This window comes from Nitratireductor aquimarinus (genome assembly GCF_017255295.1).
In the GTDB taxonomy this organism is placed as follows: domain Bacteria; phylum Pseudomonadota; class Alphaproteobacteria; order Rhizobiales; family Rhizobiaceae; genus Nitratireductor; species Nitratireductor aquimarinus.
In genome coordinates, this window is sequence record NZ_JAFKDE010000007.1 from 144,866 (window position 1) to 159,462 (window position 14,597).

The following is a 14,597-nucleotide window of genomic DNA, read 5'->3' on the forward strand; positions in this document are numbered from 1 at the left end:
AAACCCCTCTGAATTGTTCGGTTATTAATTTCCAAGAATCGCCGGCAGCCGCAAGCCCTTTTCCTGCGCCCAGTCGCGCGCAATGTCGTAGCCCGCATCGGCGTGACGCATCACGCCTGTCGCCGGATCGTTCCACAGCACCCGCTCAAGGCGGCGCGCCGCATCTTCCGTGCCATCGGCACAGATCACCATGCCCGAATGCTGCGAGAAGCCCATGCCCACGCCGCCGCCATGATGCAGCGAAACCCAGGTCGCGCCGGAGGCGCAGTTCAGGAGCGCGTTGAGCAGCGGCCAGTCGGAAACGGCATCGGAACCGTCCTTCATGGCCTCGGTTTCACGGTTGGGAGACGCCACCGAGCCCGAATCCAGATGATCGCGCCCGATCACCACCGGAGCCTTCAGCTCGCCCTTCGCAACCATTTCGTTGAAGGCGAGGCCAAGGCGGTGCCGGTCACCCAGACCGACCCAGCAGATGCGCGCCGGCAGGCCCTGGAACGCGATGCGGTCGCGCGCCATGTCGAGCCAGCGATGCAGATGCTCATTGTCGGGCAGAAGCTCCTTCACCTTCTCGTCGGTGCGGTAGATGTCTTCCGGATCGCCGGAGAGTGCGGCCCAGCGGAACGGGCCGACGCCGCGGCAGAACAGCGGGCGGATATAGGCCGGCACGAAACCGGGAAAGGCGAAAGCGTTCTCAAAGCCCTCTTCGAGCGCCACCTGGCGGATGTTGTTGCCATAGTCGAGCGTGGGAATGCCCTGGTTCCAGAAGTCGACCATCGCCTCCACATGCTCGCGCATCGAAGCACGGGCCGCTTTCTCCACGGCCTTCGGATCGCTCTCGCGCTTCTCGCGCCACTCGGCCACGGTCCAGCCCTTGGGCAGGTAGCCGTTCACCGGATCATGCGCGGAGGTCTGATCCGTCACCATGTCCGGCTTCACGCCGCGCCGCACCAGCTCGGGCACGATCTCCGCCGCATTGCCCACAAGGCCGACGGACTTCGCCTCGCCCGCCTTCGTCCAGCGGTCGATCATCTCCAGCGCCTCGTCCAGCGTGGTCGCCTTCTCGTCCACATAGCGGGTGCGCTGGCGGAAATCGATGCGCGTCTCATCGCACTCGATGGCGAGGCAGCAGGCACCGGCCATGACGGCCGCCAGCGGCTGCGCGCCGCCCATGCCGCCAAGCCCTGCGGTCAGGATCCACTTGCCCGTGAGGTCGCCGCCATAATGCTGCCGGCCTGCCTCCACAAAGGTTTCGTACGTGCCCTGCACGATGCCCTGCGAGCCGATATAGATCCACGAGCCGGCCGTCATCTGGCCGTACATCATCAGGCCCTTCTTATCGAGCTCGTTGAAATGGTCCCAGTTGGCCCAGTGCGGCACCAGGTTGGAATTGGCGATCAGAACGCGCGGCGCATCCTTGTGGGTGCGGAACACGCCCACCGGCTTGCCCGACTGAACGAGCAGCGTCTCGTCTTCATCAAGAGTCTTCAGCGTCGCGGCAATGCGGTCGAAATCGTCCCAGGTGCGGGCCGCCCGGCCAATGCCGCCATAAACGACCAGCTCGTTCGGGTTTTCGGCAACGTCGGGATCGAGATTGTTCATCAGCATCCTGAGCGGCGCTTCCGTCATCCAGCCCCTGGCGTTCAGCTCCGTCCCGCGCGGCGCCCTTACCTCGCGAATGTTGTGACGCGGATTGCTCATGGTTCAGTTCCCCTTCAAGGATGGCGCGATCTTTGAAAGACGCGTCAGAATGGCTTTGAGATGCGGTCGCAGGCGCGCCGCTTTTTCTTCGTCATAGTCAAACGGCACGGCCTCGCCCTGAAGATGCGTTGCCTGCGCCAGTTCCATCTGGATGCCATGCACGCCGGTCCCGGGCCGGCCGTAATGCCTGGTCGTCCATCCGCCGACAAAACGGCCGTTGAGCACGCTGGAAAACCCGTCCGCACCGGCACAGACATCAACCGTCGCCTGCTCGATTTCCCGCGCACAGGTCTCGCCGTGATTGGTGCCGATATTGAAATCGGGAAGCTGCCCTTCGAACAGGAACGGGCAGTGCGAGCGGATGGAATGGCAGTCATAGAGGATCGCCACGCCATGCAGCGCCTTCACCCGCGCGATCTCGGCCTCCAGCGCGGCATGATAGGGCGCGTGAAAGGCATCAAGCCGCTCGGCTACATCCTGAGCCGTCGGCTCCTCCCCCTCGCGCCAGATCGGGCGGTTGTCGAAATCCGTCAGCGGCACCAGACCGGTCGTGTTCTGCCCCGGATAAAGGCTCTCGCCGGAAGGGTCGCGATTGGCGTCGATCAGATAGCGATGAAAGGTCGCCCGCACGGTGGTCACACCATCGAGCAGACCGTCATAGAGCCGATGCACGTGCCAGTCCGTATCGGTCAGAAGCCGGCCCTGTTCATTGAGCCGGGCCTTGACCGCCTCCGGCACAAAAGTGCCCGTGTGCGGCAGCCCCAGAATGACGGGCGAGGAGCCCTGATGCACTTCGACGGGGTTCATGCGCAAATCTCCAGTGTTGGCGTCCGCCCCTCACCCTTACCCTCTCCCCGCAGGCGGGGAGAGGGGGGCGTCAACGTTGCGGCCATCGTCCTTCTCCCCGCGAGCGGGGAGAAGGTGCCGGCAGGCGGATGAGGGGCAGTCGCCACATCCAAAAAAGACACGCTCCCGATCAAGGCTCACTCCTCAATTCAGGCAGAATGTTCCCGGGAATGCTGGCGTTCAGATCGCCGGAGCGCACGAGCGCGATGGCGTTTTCCAGATCGGGGGCCAGATAACGGTCTTCCTCCAGATCCGGCACCGCGTTGCGGATCGCCGCATGGGCCTGCGCAAGCTCCGCACTCGTTTTCAGCGGCGCGCGGAAATCGACGCCCTGCGCCGCCGTCACGGCTTCAATGCCGATAATGCCGAACAGGTTCTCCGTCATCGGAATGAGCCGCCGCGCGCCGTGACAGGCCATCGACACATGGTCTTCCTGATTGGCGGAAGTGGGCGTCGAATCCACGGAGGCCGGATGCGACATCTGCTTGTTTTCCGACATCAGCGCAGCCGAGGTCACTTCGGCAATCATCAGGCCGGAATTCAGGCCCGGCTTCTTCGCCAGAAACGCCGGCAGGCCAAACGACAGCGCCGGGTCGACCAGAAGCGCAATGCGCCGCTGCGCAATTGCGCCGATCTCACAAATGGCAAGCGCAATCTGGTCGGCGGCAAGCGCCACCGGCTCAGCGTGGAAATTGCCGCCCGAAACAACCGTCCCGTCGGAGAGAACCAGCGGATTGTCGGTCACTGCATTGGCTTCGATGGTCAGCGTGCGCGCCGCCTGGCGCAGAAGATCGAGACACGCGCCATCCACCTGCGGCTGGCAGCGGATGCAATACGGATCCTGCACCCGCTCATCGCCTTCCAGATGGCTCTCGCGGATCTGCGAGCCCTCGAGCAGCGCCCACAGTGCTGCCGCCGTGTCGATCTGGCCCTGATGGCCGCGAAGCGTGTGAATTTCGGGGTGGAATGGCGCGGAAGAACCCATTGCCGCATCGGTCGACAAGGCCCCGGTGATGAGCGCCGACCGCGCCGCGCGATGCGCCCGGAACAGCCCGGTCAGCGCCAGCGCGGTGGAAACCTGCGTGCCGTTGATCAGCGCCAGCCCTTCCTTGGCCTTCAGCACGACCGCCGTAAGCCCGGCCCGGCGCAGCGCCTCGCCGCCGGAAAGCCGCTCGCCGTCGAAGAAAGCCTCGCCCTCGCCCATCATGGCAGCCGCCATATGCGCGAGCGGCGCGAGGTCGCCGGATGCACCGACCGAGCCCTTTTCCGGGATCACCGGCACGACACCGCGCGCCAGCATTTCCTCGATCAGCTTGACCACCTCCATGCGCACGCCGGATGCGCCACGGCCCAGCGAGAGCAGTTTCAGCGACATGATCAGCCGCACAATGGCTTCGTCAAGCGGCGCACCAACGCCGCAGCAATGCGAGAGGATGAGGTTGCGCTGCAGCGTCTCCACATCCTGCGGCGGGATGCTCACACTGGCGAGCTTTCCAAAGCCGGTGTTGACGCCATAGATCGCTTCATTGCCACGTGCGATCTGGTCGATGCGCGCAGCCGCCGCCTCAATGCCGGGATAGCAGGCCGGATCAACGCGCACGGCAACGCCATCACGCCAGATACGCTCCAGATCCTGGATCGTGACCGCACCGGGGGTCAGAACAAGCGTCATGCAAAATCTCCTGCAATGCGGCGATGGAGCGGGTTGAAGCCGATGCGATAGGCAAGTTCCGCCGGGTGCTCCACGTCCCAGATGGCGATTTCGGCGCGCTTGCCGGCCTCGATGGTGCCGATTTCCTCGGCCAGCCCGAGCGCCCGCGCGCCTTCGCGCGTGGCTCCCGCCAGCGCCTCTTCGGGCGTCATGCGGAACAGCGTGCAGGCCATGTTCACGGTCAGAAGGAGCGAGGCAAGCGGCGATGAACCCGGATTGCAGTCGGTCGCGACCGCAATCCGCACGCCATGTTTGCGCAGCGCCGCAAGCGGCGGATACTGCGTCTCGCGCAGCGTGTAGAATGCGCCCGGCAGGAGAACGGCCACCGTCCCGGAAGCGGCCATCGCCGCAACGCCTTCCTCGTCCAGATATTCGAGATGATCCGCCGAAAGCGCGCCATAGGAGGCCGCCATCTTCGCGCCGCCCAGATTGGAAAGCTGCTCTGCATGCAGTTTTACCGGCAGGCCGAGTTCGCGCGCCCGGTCGAAGACGCGCGCCATCTGCACCGGCGAGAAGGCAATGCCCTCGCAGAACCCGTCAACCGCATCGACCAGACCTTCGGCACGGGCAGCATCCATGCCCGGCAGCACCACCGCGTCGATATAGGCGTCTTCACGCCCGCGATATTCGGCTGGAACCGCATGGGCGGCGAGATAGCTCGTCTTGATCCGCACGGGCCGCAGCTCTGCCAGACGGCGCGCGGCGCGCAGCATCTTGAGCTCGTCCTCGACGGTCAGCCCATAACCGGATTTGACCTCCACCGTCGAAACGCCTTCGGCAAGAAGCGCATCGAGCCGCTTCAGCGCGTCTTCGACCAGCGCATCTTCATCCATGCCACGCGTTGCAGAAACGGTGGAAACGATGCCGCCGCCGGCCCGCGCCACTTCTTCGTAGCTCGCGCCTTCAAGCCGCATCTCGAATTCCCTGGCGCGATTGCCGCCAAACACCAGATGCGTGTGGCAGTCGACAAGCGCCGGCGTGGCGAGGCGACCGCCGAAATCGGTCCGCTCCCATCCGGAAAAACGCTCCGGCAGGTTGCTCATTGCACCTGCCCAGACAATCATATCACCCTCGATGGCGATGCCGGCATCCTCGACAAGCCCATAGGGCGCGCCGCCTTCGCACATGCTCGCCAAGCGGATACCGCTGATGACACTCTGCTTCATAACAGGAAGATTCCTCCCTACCCACTGCAGGCCTCCCCATACAGGGCATATTGCCTAAGACAGAATTTTTGTCTACGATTATTCTTATATGTATAGACATAATTAAGCCGGGAACAACGCCTCATGCAAGCGATTTTTGCTCAGAATGCACTCACGCCAGGCGGTTGGCAAAAGGACGTGCTTGTGGAGCTCACCAGTGCGGGGCGCATCAAAAGCGTGACGGCCGGGGCCGCGCCCGCAGATGACAAGTCGGGGGATGCCAAGACAATACGTGTTCCCGTTCTCCTGCCCGCCATGTCCAACCTGCACAGCCACACGTTTCAGCGCGCCATGGCCGGGCTGGCCGAGCGGCGGGGTCCGGCCGGGCGCGACAGTTTCTGGACATGGCGCGAAATCATGTACCGCTTTCTCGACCTGCTTTCGCCGGAAGACATCGAGGCGGTCGCCGCCTTCGCCTTCATGGAAATGCAGGAGGCGGGTTTTGCCGCCGTCGCGGAGTTCCACTACGTCCACCATCAGCCCGGCGGCGTTGCCTATGACGATGTGGGCGAGCTTTCTGCGCGTATCGCAGGCGCTGCGGACCAGACGGGCATCGGCCTCACCCTCCTTCCCGTTCTTTACCGCCATGGCGGCGTGGACCAGCGACCGCTGCAGGGCGGCCAGCAGCGTTTCGGCAACGATCTGGACCGGTTCCAGAAGCTGCTTTCACGCGCTGAAGCATGCATTGGAAATCTCGCCGCCGACGCCCGGCTTGGCGTTGCACCACACTCGCTGCGCGCGGTGGGGCTGGATGATCTGCGTGAAGCGCAGACCATGCGTCCCGATGCGCCGCTGCACATGCACATCGCCGAGCAATTGCCGGAGATCGACGAGGTTCTGGCGGCCTATGGCCAGCGTCCGGTGGAGTGGCTGCTCGACAATTGCGATGTGGATGCGCGCTGGTGCCTGATCCACTGCACCCACATGACCGACGAGGAGACCGGCAATCTGGCCGACACCGGAGCGGTCGCCGGGCTTTGCCCCGTCACCGAGGCCAATCTGGGCGACGGCATCTTCAACGGGCTTCACTACCGTCAGGCAGGCGGTGCACTTGGCATCGGCTCCGATTCCAACATCCGCATCACCGTCGCCGAAGAGCTGCGCCAGTTCGAATACTCCCAGCGCCTGCGCGACACGGCCCGCGTGGTTCTGGCTGCGCACGGCCAGTCCTGCGGGCGCACGCTTTACGATGCAGCCCTTGCCGGCGGCGCTCAGGCTCTTGGCCGCGATTCCGGCGCGATCCAGCCGGGACACTGGGCCGATCTGGTGGCAATCGATCAGGACGATTTCGCAGGTGCAGCATTCGACGATGGTGTATTAGACGGCTGGCTTTTTACCGGCGACAATGGCGCCGTATCCGAAGTGTGGTCGGCAGGACGCCACTGTGTCCGTCAGGGCCGCCACATCGAACGTGAAACGATCGCCGCACGCTACACGCGCACGATCAGAAAACTGATGGAGTTGCTGTGACCAGCGAACGCGCCTCATTCCGCACCATCCGCGACGAGCTCTCCCGACGCATCGCAGAACGGGTCTGGCTGCCGGGAGCCCTGATCCCCGGCGAAGAAGCCCTGGCGGAGGAGTTCGGGGCGGCGCGCGCGACGGTCAACCGCGCGCTTCAGGAGCTTGCCCGCGCCGGCATTCTCGAACGCAAGCGCCGCGCTGGCACCCGCGTCGCCCTTCATCCGGTACGCGAGGCGCGCTTCGTCATCCCCCGCATCCGGCAGGAGATCGAAGCGCGTGGTTCGGAATATCAGTACCGCTTACTGAGCGCTGACATTACCGATGCACCGGAGGTCATCTGCGCCCGGCTCAGCCTCCTGTCCAGATCCAACATGATGCATGTGCGATGCCTGCACCTGGCCGACCGCGTCCCCTACCAGTACGAAGATCGCTGGATCAATCTGAACACGGTTCCCGGTGCCCGCGATGCTGATTTCGCGACCATGGGGCCGAATGAATGGCTCGTCGGCCACGCCCCCTTCTCCAATGCGGAGTTCACCTTCATGGCGGCGGCCGCCAGCCCCGACGAGGCATCCCTGCTGCAGATCCGGGAAGGTGATCCGGTCTTCATCGGCGAACGCATCACATGGATGGCGGGCGAGCCGATCACGCTGGCTCATCTGGTGCATCCCGCATCGCACCGCATGGTGACACATCTGTGAGGCGTCCCGCCCGCGCCTCGACAAGGCGCGGAGAAGACGTTAGGGCAAGCCAGTCTCATCGTTACGGAAAACCGTCATGACCGCGCGCAACACGCTCATCGCCCCCTCCATCCTCGCTTCCGACTTCTCGCGCCTCGGCGACGAGGTCGAAACCGTCGCCAAAGCAGGCGCTGACTGGATCCACCTCGACGTGATGGACGGCCATTTCGTGCCCAACATCACTTTTGGCCCGCCCATCATCAAGGCAATCCGCGACCGCACCGACAAGGTGTTCGACTGCCACCTGATGATCACACCGGCAGATCCCTTCCTCGCCGCCTTTGCGGATGCGGGCTGCGACATCATCACGGTTCACGCGGAAGCCGGTCCGCACCTGCACCGCTCGCTGCAGACCATTCGCAATCTCGGCAAGAAGGCCGGCGTCTCGCTCAATCCGTCGACGCCCGAAAACGTCATCGAATACGTGCTCGACCAGGTCGACCTCGTGCTTCTGATGACGGTCAATCCGGGCTTTGGCGGCCAGGCTTTCATTCCGTCCGTGGTCGAGAAGGTGCGCCGCGTGAAGGCAATGATCGGCGACCGTCCGATCGACATCGAGATCGATGGCGGCGTGTCGCCCGACACGGCCGGTGAGTTGGTTGCCGCCGGCGCCAATGTGCTCGTCGCCGGCTCCGCCGTCTTCAAGGGCGACGGCGAAGAAGCCTATGCGAAGAACATCGAGGCCATCCGCAAGGCCGCGCAGGGCTGACGCCTACGTCTTTCAAATTCAGCCAACAAAAAAAGCCGCGCGGACATTGTCCAGCGCGGCTTTTCTTTTCTTGTATGCAAAATGCTTAGCTGCTGCCGCCGTTCAGAACGGTGACCGCGCGGCGGTTCTGCGACCAGCAGGAGATGTCGTCACAGGTCGCGACCGGACGCTCCTTGCCGTAGGAAATCGTGCGGATGCGGTTTGCCGCAACGCCACGGGCCACCAGGAAGTCACGGGCCGAAGCCGCACGGCGTGCGCCGAGCGCGAGGTTGTACTCGCGGGTGCCGCGTTCGTCGGCATGGCCTTCCACGGTGATCGTGTAATTCTGGTACTTGTTCAGCCACTGCGCCTGGCGGGAAAGAACCTGCTGCGCATCGGCGCGGATCGACGACGAGTCGAGGTCGAAGAAAATCCGGTCGCCCACGCTGACGGTGAATTCCTGCTGCGATCCGGGAGGACCGCCCGCACCGCCCAGCCCGATATCGGCTGCACTGTTGGGAACCTGCTTGTTGGCGCAACCGGCCAAAGCAAGAGCCGCTACCAGGGCGATGCTAACCGGGTGTTTGGCGATCGCTGCAATCGACAGCATTGCCACCTCTCCTTCAAATTAGAGAAATTTTGTTCAATGATCAGTAACCACGTTGCCGTTAAGGACCCCTCAAGAAACGCGGTTAACGAAGACTTACCGGTACCAACCAGAACCGTTATTTCGCGCAAACTAGCTTAAAATACGGCGGAAACGCGGCGAATCCGGCAGGAACCGGCCCGCCGCTACTCGAGTAGCGGCGACCATGCCGGATCCGAACCGTAATTCGCGGTCGGGATCTTCTGCTCGTTGCGGCCCGTCAGATCGATGGAATAGAGCTGCGGTCCGGCAGAGCCCGCCGGCTGACGGAAGAACATCACAACGCGGCCATTGGGCGACCAGGTCGGACCTTCCTGCAGGAAGCCGGAGGACAGGATGCGCTCGCCCGAACCATCGGTGCGCATCACGCCAATCTGGAACTCGCCGCGCGTCTGCTTGGTGAAGGCGATCAGATCGCCGCGCGGCGACCAGACCGGCGTCGAATAGCTGCCGTCACCGAACGAAATACGCTTGGGATCGCCACCGCTCGCGCTCATCACATAGATCTGCGCGCGACCGCCACGGTCGGAGGTGAACACGATCTGCGAACCATCCGGCGAATAGGACGGCGAGGTGTCGATCGCATTGGCCGTCGTCAGGCGCGTTGTGTTGCGGCTGCGCAGGTCCATCGCGAAGATGTTCGAGTTGCCGTCATCGCGCAGAAGGCTCATCACGATCTGCTGGCCATTGGGCGAAAAGCGCGGCGCAAACGTCATGCCGGGGAAATTGCCGACCAGCTCACGCTGTCCGGTCTCCAGCTGCAGGAGATAGACCTGCGGCTGACCGCCCTCATAGGACATGTAGGTGATTTCCTGACGCGTCGGCGAGAAGCGCGGCGTCAGAACGATGGCGCGGCCATCGGTCAGGAAACGCTGGTTGGCGCCGTCCTGATCCATGATCGCAAGCCGCTTCACGCGGTTGTTGCGCGGGCCGGACTCGTCCACATACACGATGCGCGTGTCGAAATAGCCGCTCTCACCCGTCAGGCGCTGATAGATGGCGTCGGCGATGATGTGCGCCACGCGCCGCCACTTGTCCTTGCTGGTGAAGAACTGCTCGCCGATGAGCTGCTGGCCCGCATAGGTGTCCCACAGGCGGAATTCGGCCTTCAGCCGTCCGTCCGCCGTCTCGGAAACCTTGCCCGTCACCAGCGCCTGCGCGTTGATCACGGTCCAGTCCTGAAAACGCGGGGCCGCATCCGGGTTGGAGATCTTCTCGATGAAGGCCCCCTTCTCGATCGGTGCGAACAGGCCGGACCGCCTCAGATCGGCCTCAACGACGCTGGCAATTTCCGCGCCGGTGCCATCGGCGGAGATGAACTCCGTGATGGCGATCGGCAGCGGCTCGACCACGCCCTTGTTGATGTCGATCTCGACCACTGCCCTTGCCGGCAGCACTGCAACGCCAAGCCCGGCGACAAGCGTCGCGATCAGGAAGGTCGCTCTCAAGATTATCTGCATTTGCTCCTGCCTCTCCCCATTTGGTTAGGCTCAAGCCCCCATCGCCATATGGATGGTGCCCGGGTTAAAACATGTCGCTTGGATCGAAGTGGACGATGACTTCAGACCAGGTGTCGTACTTCGCCGCCGGCAGATTGTAGGGCGCGCACTGGAGGACGGCGCGGCGTGCGGATTCTGCCGCTGCCCGCTCGACCATGGACCCGCTGCCGCCGGAAATGATGCGCGGACTTCCCTCGATATTGCCACTCGCATCCAGGTTCATCTGGATGGAGACCTTCAGATTGTCGGCCTCGAGCGCGCCAGCCGGCACGTTCCAGCACCGCTGGATCTGACCGCGCAGCGCATCCATCTCGCTCTGCGAAAGCTTCTCGCCGGGCGTGTTGCGGCTGCCACCAAGCGACGCCTGCTCCTGCGAGCGCTTCGCGCCGCCGCCAGAGGCCTTGTCCTTGTTCAGAAGCGCCGCCACCTCGTCGAACAGTTCGTCGGATTTCTCCGACTTCTGCTTGGCCGCGGTCTTCTGCGCCGGCTTTTCGGCATCCTTGCGGTCGGGCGCCTTGGCCGTGCTCGCCTTTGGCGGCTGAGGCCGCGACTGTGGCACCGGCGCGCTGTTGGGCAGGGAAACGCTCTCTGCCTCGGGCGCTTCGGCCACGACCGTCTCTTCAGGCGCGGGGTCCGGCTGCACATCCTGCTTGGGCTGCGGCTCGGGGCGCACCTCCGTCGCCGGCACCGGGGTCGGCTCCGCCTCGGCCTGTCTGGGCTCGGGCTCCGGCTTCGGTTCGGGTTTGGGCGTCGGCTTCGGCGCAGGCGGCGGCTCCGCCGTCTTCTGCACTTCGCGCTTGCTCGGCTCCGGCGTCGGCGGCGTTTTCAGGTCGACATCATTGTCGCCCGTGTTCTGCGCGTTCTCGACCGGGTCAGGACGCTTGGTTGGCGTGGGCGCAGGCTTTTCGGAAAGCTCGGCTTTCTTGTCGCCCTCCTGCACCTGCGTCATCGATTCGATGGGAATGATGTCGACGGGCAGGGATTCGACATCCGCCACCTCATAGGCGCGCGGCGCCGACAGCGAAACCAGGCCAAAGCCCAGAAGCGCCGCGTGCATGCCCGCCGATATGACGATACCCGCCTTCATTCGGTCAGTTGCCTTCTTCCTGCAGCGTGACCAGGCCAAGATTGCGATAGCCGGCAGCCGAGATACGCGCCATCACGCGCATCACCGTGCCGTAATCAGCCGCGCGGTCACCGCGCACATAAATACGTTCGTCATAGCCCGAACGCGCAATCGCCTGCAGCTTCGCGACCACCTCTTCGATGGGCACTTCGGTCTCCTGCAGATAGATCTGGCCGTCGCTGTTGACGGAAACCGTGATCGGCTGCGTTTCGGAGTTGAGCGCCTTGGCCTGCGTTTCCGGCAGGTCGATGGGCACACCGACGGTCAGCAGCGGGGCGGCCACCATGAAGATGATGAGCAGCACCAGCATCACGTCCACGAAGGGCGTCACGTTGATTTCGGAGATCAGGCCCGAGCGCGAACCCCGGCGACCGCGCCGCCGTCCGTTTCTTCCGCCCGCCGAGCCGACTGACATACCCATTGCGTTCTCCTAAGCCGCCTTGGCGGCGACCTTCTCGTCGATCTGCCGCGAGAGGATGGTCGAAAACTCGTCCGCGAAGCCTTCCATGCGTCCGGCGAGCTTGCCCGCATCCGATGACAGCTTGTTGTAGGCAATAACAGCGGGAATGGCGGCCAGAAGGCCGATGGCCGTGGCCAGAAGCGCCTCGGCGATGCCCGGCGCGACAACGGCCAGATTGGTCGACTTGGAACCGGCAATGGCCTGGAACGAGGTCATGATGCCGACCACCGTGCCGAACAGGCCGATGAACGGCGCAGCCGAACCGATGGAGGCGAGGAAGCCCAGCCGGCTCTCCAGACGCTCCATCTCGCGCGTCAGCGCCAGATCCATGGCCTTGTCGATGCGGTTCTGAAGGCCGATCGGCGAACGCGCGCCCTTCTCGAAGCTCTTCTTCCACTCGCGCATCGCAGCCACGAAGATCGACCCCATACCGGTCGTCTTGCGCTCCGAGAGCGCGCGGTAAAGTTCTTCAAGAGACTGGCCGGACCAGAACGTCTTCTCGAAACGATTGAGAGCAGAGCGCATGCGGGCATAGGCAATCGATTTGTCGATAATGATGGCCCAGGTCCACACGGATGCCGCCAGAAGGCCGATCATGACCAGCTTGACGACCCAACCGGCCTGCCAGAACAAAGCCCAGATCGACAACTCCCCACCTGGTGCGGCGAGCGTAACACTTTCCATGGATCAAAATCCTCTTAAGATCAGGGCGGCGTACATCTCGGCTTCGGTCTCGCCCCTGCTTGCGTGCCGTTGCCTTCGTCCGATCCGAGGCGTCCCCGCAAGATGCTTCAAGGCCCCTTTATCCGGTAAAATTTGGTGAAAGGAAGGCGCACGGATTCGCTACGGATTTCATGATTTTCTTCATGAACCGTTATGGTTAATTAAGCGTTAGGAAACGGAGCGCCAACCAGGCTGCGGCAAAGAGAATCGCTTACGGGGCAAGACAATGCGCCTTCGGCACGCCCCTCATCGCAGCGAAACCCGCGAATTAGCCGCCTTTCGGCTTGAAGGCCTCGATCCATTCTTTCGGGAACCGGCGCGGCTTGCCGGACGCGCCAATGATCGCCGCCTCCACCTTCGCCTCCACCAGCACATCGTCACCACGCAGGAGACGCTGCGCCATATAGATGCGCGCGCCCGAAATCGCCTCGGTGCGCGTTTCCACCGTCACGATGTCGTCCACGCGGGCCGGCTGGCGAAAGTCGATTTCCATGCGCCGCACGACCCAGGCCAGCACCTCGCCATGCTTGCCGTCGGCAAGCTCGGTATGGTGGACACCCGCAAGACGCAGGAAATCCGACCGGCCGCGCTCCAGAAACTCCAGATAGCGGGCGTGATAGACCACACCGGTAAAATCGGTATCGGCAAAATAGACCCGCGCCACGAGACGGTGACCGAATTCGGTCAGTTCGCCCGAAAGCCCGACCGTCAGGTCTTCGCCTGCGCCGCCGCCGCTCATTCCTTGTCTCCCTGCTGGAACAGGCTGATCTGCGCCTCGGCCAGCGCCTTGGGCGGCTGAAGCCCCATGTGACGCCATGCCTTCGCGGCCAGAACGCGCCCGCGCGGCGTACGCTGGATGAAGCCCTGCTGGATCAGATAGGGCTCGATAATGTCTTCAATCGCGTCGCGCGGCTCCGAGAGCGCCGCCGCAATGGTCTCGATGCCCACCGGGCCGCCGCCGAAATTTTCCACGATCATGCTGAGGTAACGCCGGTCGAGCAGGTCGAGGCCAAGCGCATCCACTTCAAGCCGCGACAGCGCCTCATCGGCAACCTTGCGCGTCACCTCGCTCGCCCCCGCCACGGTGGCGAAATCGCGGACCCGGCGCAGCAGGCGTCCGGCAATGCGCGGCGTGCCGCGCGCGCGACGGGCGATTTCCTCAGCGCCATCGGTGGCCAGCGGCATGCCCAGAATGCGCGAGCCGCGCGTGACGATGGATTGCAGTTCTTCGGTCGTATAGAAATCGAGCCGCACCGGAATGCCGAAACGGTCGCGCAGCGGCGTGGTCAGAAGGCCAAGCCGCGTCGTCGCGGCCACCAGCGTGAACTTCGCCAGGTCAATCTTCACCGAACGCGCCGCCGGCCCCTCGCCGATGATCAGGTCGAGCTGAAAATCTTCCATCGCCGGATAAAGGATTTCCTCCACCGCCGGGCTCAGCCGGTGAATTTCGTCGATGAAAAGCACGTCGCGCTCTTCAAGATTGGTGAGAAGGGCCGCCAGATCGCCGGCCTTTGCGATCACCGGACCGGAGGTGGAGCGGAAATTCACGCCCAGCTCCCGCGCCATGATCTGCGCCAGCGTGGTCTTGCCGAGGCCAGGCGGGCCAACGAACAGCACGTGGTCCAGCGCCTCGCCGCGTCCGCGCGCCGCCTCGATGAAGACCTTCAGATTGGCGCGCGCCGCCTTCTGGCCGACGAAATCGTCCAGCGATTGCGGCCGCATGGTCGCGTCCAGATCCTCACCGCGCTTGTCGGCCGAAATGAGCCGTTCGGCATCCGTCATCCGCAGAAA

Annotated in this window: 14 protein-coding genes; 3 read left to right on the forward strand and 11 right to left on the reverse strand. The window is 63.8% G+C overall.

The genetic code is table 11. The features are described 5' to 3' along the window. Positions 1–24: 24 nt before the first annotated feature. The 4 genes from hutU to hutI all read right to left on the reverse strand — a co-directional run bounded on the left by hutU (position 25) and on the right by hutI (position 5,421). Positions 25–1,698 carry a urocanate hydratase gene (gene hutU / locus JYP46_RS13480; RefSeq protein WP_206546144.1) on the reverse strand — a complete coding sequence of 558 codons (1,674 nt, stop codon included), beginning with the start codon at positions 1,696–1,698 and terminating at the stop codon, positions 25–27. Between the two features lie 3 nt (positions 1,699–1,701). Further along, complete coding sequence (hutG, locus tag JYP46_RS13485) at positions 1,702–2,505, reverse strand: N-formylglutamate deformylase (RefSeq protein ID WP_206548374.1); 804 nt, start codon at positions 2,503–2,505, stop codon at positions 1,702–1,704. A gap of 169 nt (positions 2,506–2,674) precedes the next feature. Next, on the reverse strand, positions 2,675–4,216 hold the full coding sequence (hutH, locus tag JYP46_RS13490; RefSeq protein ID WP_206548375.1) for a histidine ammonia-lyase: 1,542 nt from the start codon (positions 4,214–4,216) through the stop codon (positions 2,675–2,677). Then, positions 4,213–5,421: an imidazolonepropionase gene (hutI, locus tag JYP46_RS13495; protein ID WP_206548376.1), complete on the reverse strand. Its 1,209-nt coding sequence runs from the start codon at positions 5,419–5,421 to the stop codon at positions 4,213–4,215. The genes hutH and hutI overlap by 4 nt, the downstream gene beginning before the upstream one ends. A 123-nt stretch (positions 5,422–5,544) precedes the next feature. Between hutI and JYP46_RS13500 the strand changes: the two genes are divergently transcribed. The 3 genes from JYP46_RS13500 (at position 5,545) to rpe (ending at position 8,373) form a co-directional block, all read left to right on the forward strand. Further along, complete coding sequence (locus tag JYP46_RS13500) at positions 5,545–6,930, forward strand: formimidoylglutamate deiminase (protein WP_206548377.1); 1,386 nt, start codon at positions 5,545–5,547, stop codon at positions 6,928–6,930. Beyond that, the gene (locus JYP46_RS13505; RefSeq protein WP_206548378.1) at positions 6,927–7,625 is read left to right on the forward strand and encodes a GntR family transcriptional regulator; all 699 of its coding nucleotides are present in this window, start codon (positions 6,927–6,929) and stop codon (positions 7,623–7,625) included. The genes JYP46_RS13500 and JYP46_RS13505 overlap by 4 nt, the downstream gene beginning before the upstream one ends. Before the next feature lie 76 nt (positions 7,626–7,701). Beyond that, positions 7,702–8,373: a ribulose-phosphate 3-epimerase gene (gene rpe, locus JYP46_RS13510; RefSeq protein WP_206546138.1), complete on the forward strand. Its 672-nt coding sequence runs from the start codon at positions 7,702–7,704 to the stop codon at positions 8,371–8,373. 85 nt (positions 8,374–8,458) lie between these two features. On the opposite strand, the gene pal is transcribed toward rpe, so the two are convergent. The 7 genes from pal to ruvB form a co-directional block, all read right to left on the reverse strand. After that, the gene (pal, locus tag JYP46_RS13515; RefSeq protein ID WP_113153229.1) at positions 8,459–8,962 is read right to left on the reverse strand and encodes a peptidoglycan-associated lipoprotein Pal; all 504 of its coding nucleotides are present in this window, start codon (positions 8,960–8,962) and stop codon (positions 8,459–8,461) included. Positions 8,963–9,144: 182 nt separating this feature from the next. Then, positions 9,145–10,458, reverse strand: a complete 1,314-nt coding sequence (gene tolB, locus JYP46_RS13520; RefSeq protein WP_113153230.1) for a Tol-Pal system beta propeller repeat protein TolB — start codon at positions 10,456–10,458, stop codon at positions 9,145–9,147. Positions 10,459–10,522: 64 nt separating this feature from the next. Further along, positions 10,523–11,584, reverse strand: a complete 1,062-nt coding sequence (locus tag JYP46_RS13525) for a hypothetical protein (RefSeq protein WP_206548379.1) — start codon at positions 11,582–11,584, stop codon at positions 10,523–10,525. Positions 11,585–11,588: 4 nt separating this feature from the next. After that, a complete protein-coding gene (tolR, locus tag JYP46_RS13530) occupies positions 11,589–12,044 on the reverse strand; it encodes a protein TolR (protein ID WP_113153232.1) in 456 nt (151 codons plus the stop codon). A 9-nt stretch (positions 12,045–12,053) separates the two neighbouring features. Beyond that, complete coding sequence (gene tolQ, locus JYP46_RS13535; protein WP_113153233.1) at positions 12,054–12,767, reverse strand: protein TolQ; 714 nt, start codon at positions 12,765–12,767, stop codon at positions 12,054–12,056. 307 nt (positions 12,768–13,074) lie between these two features. After that, the gene (ybgC, locus tag JYP46_RS13540) at positions 13,075–13,545 is read right to left on the reverse strand and encodes a tol-pal system-associated acyl-CoA thioesterase (protein ID WP_206548380.1); all 471 of its coding nucleotides are present in this window, start codon (positions 13,543–13,545) and stop codon (positions 13,075–13,077) included. Beyond that, a complete protein-coding gene (ruvB, locus tag JYP46_RS13545) occupies positions 13,542–14,588 on the reverse strand; it encodes a Holliday junction branch migration DNA helicase RuvB (RefSeq protein WP_113153235.1) in 1,047 nt (348 codons plus the stop codon). Before ruvB ends, ybgC begins: the two co-directional genes overlap by 4 nt. Positions 14,589–14,597: the final 9 nt, after the last annotated feature.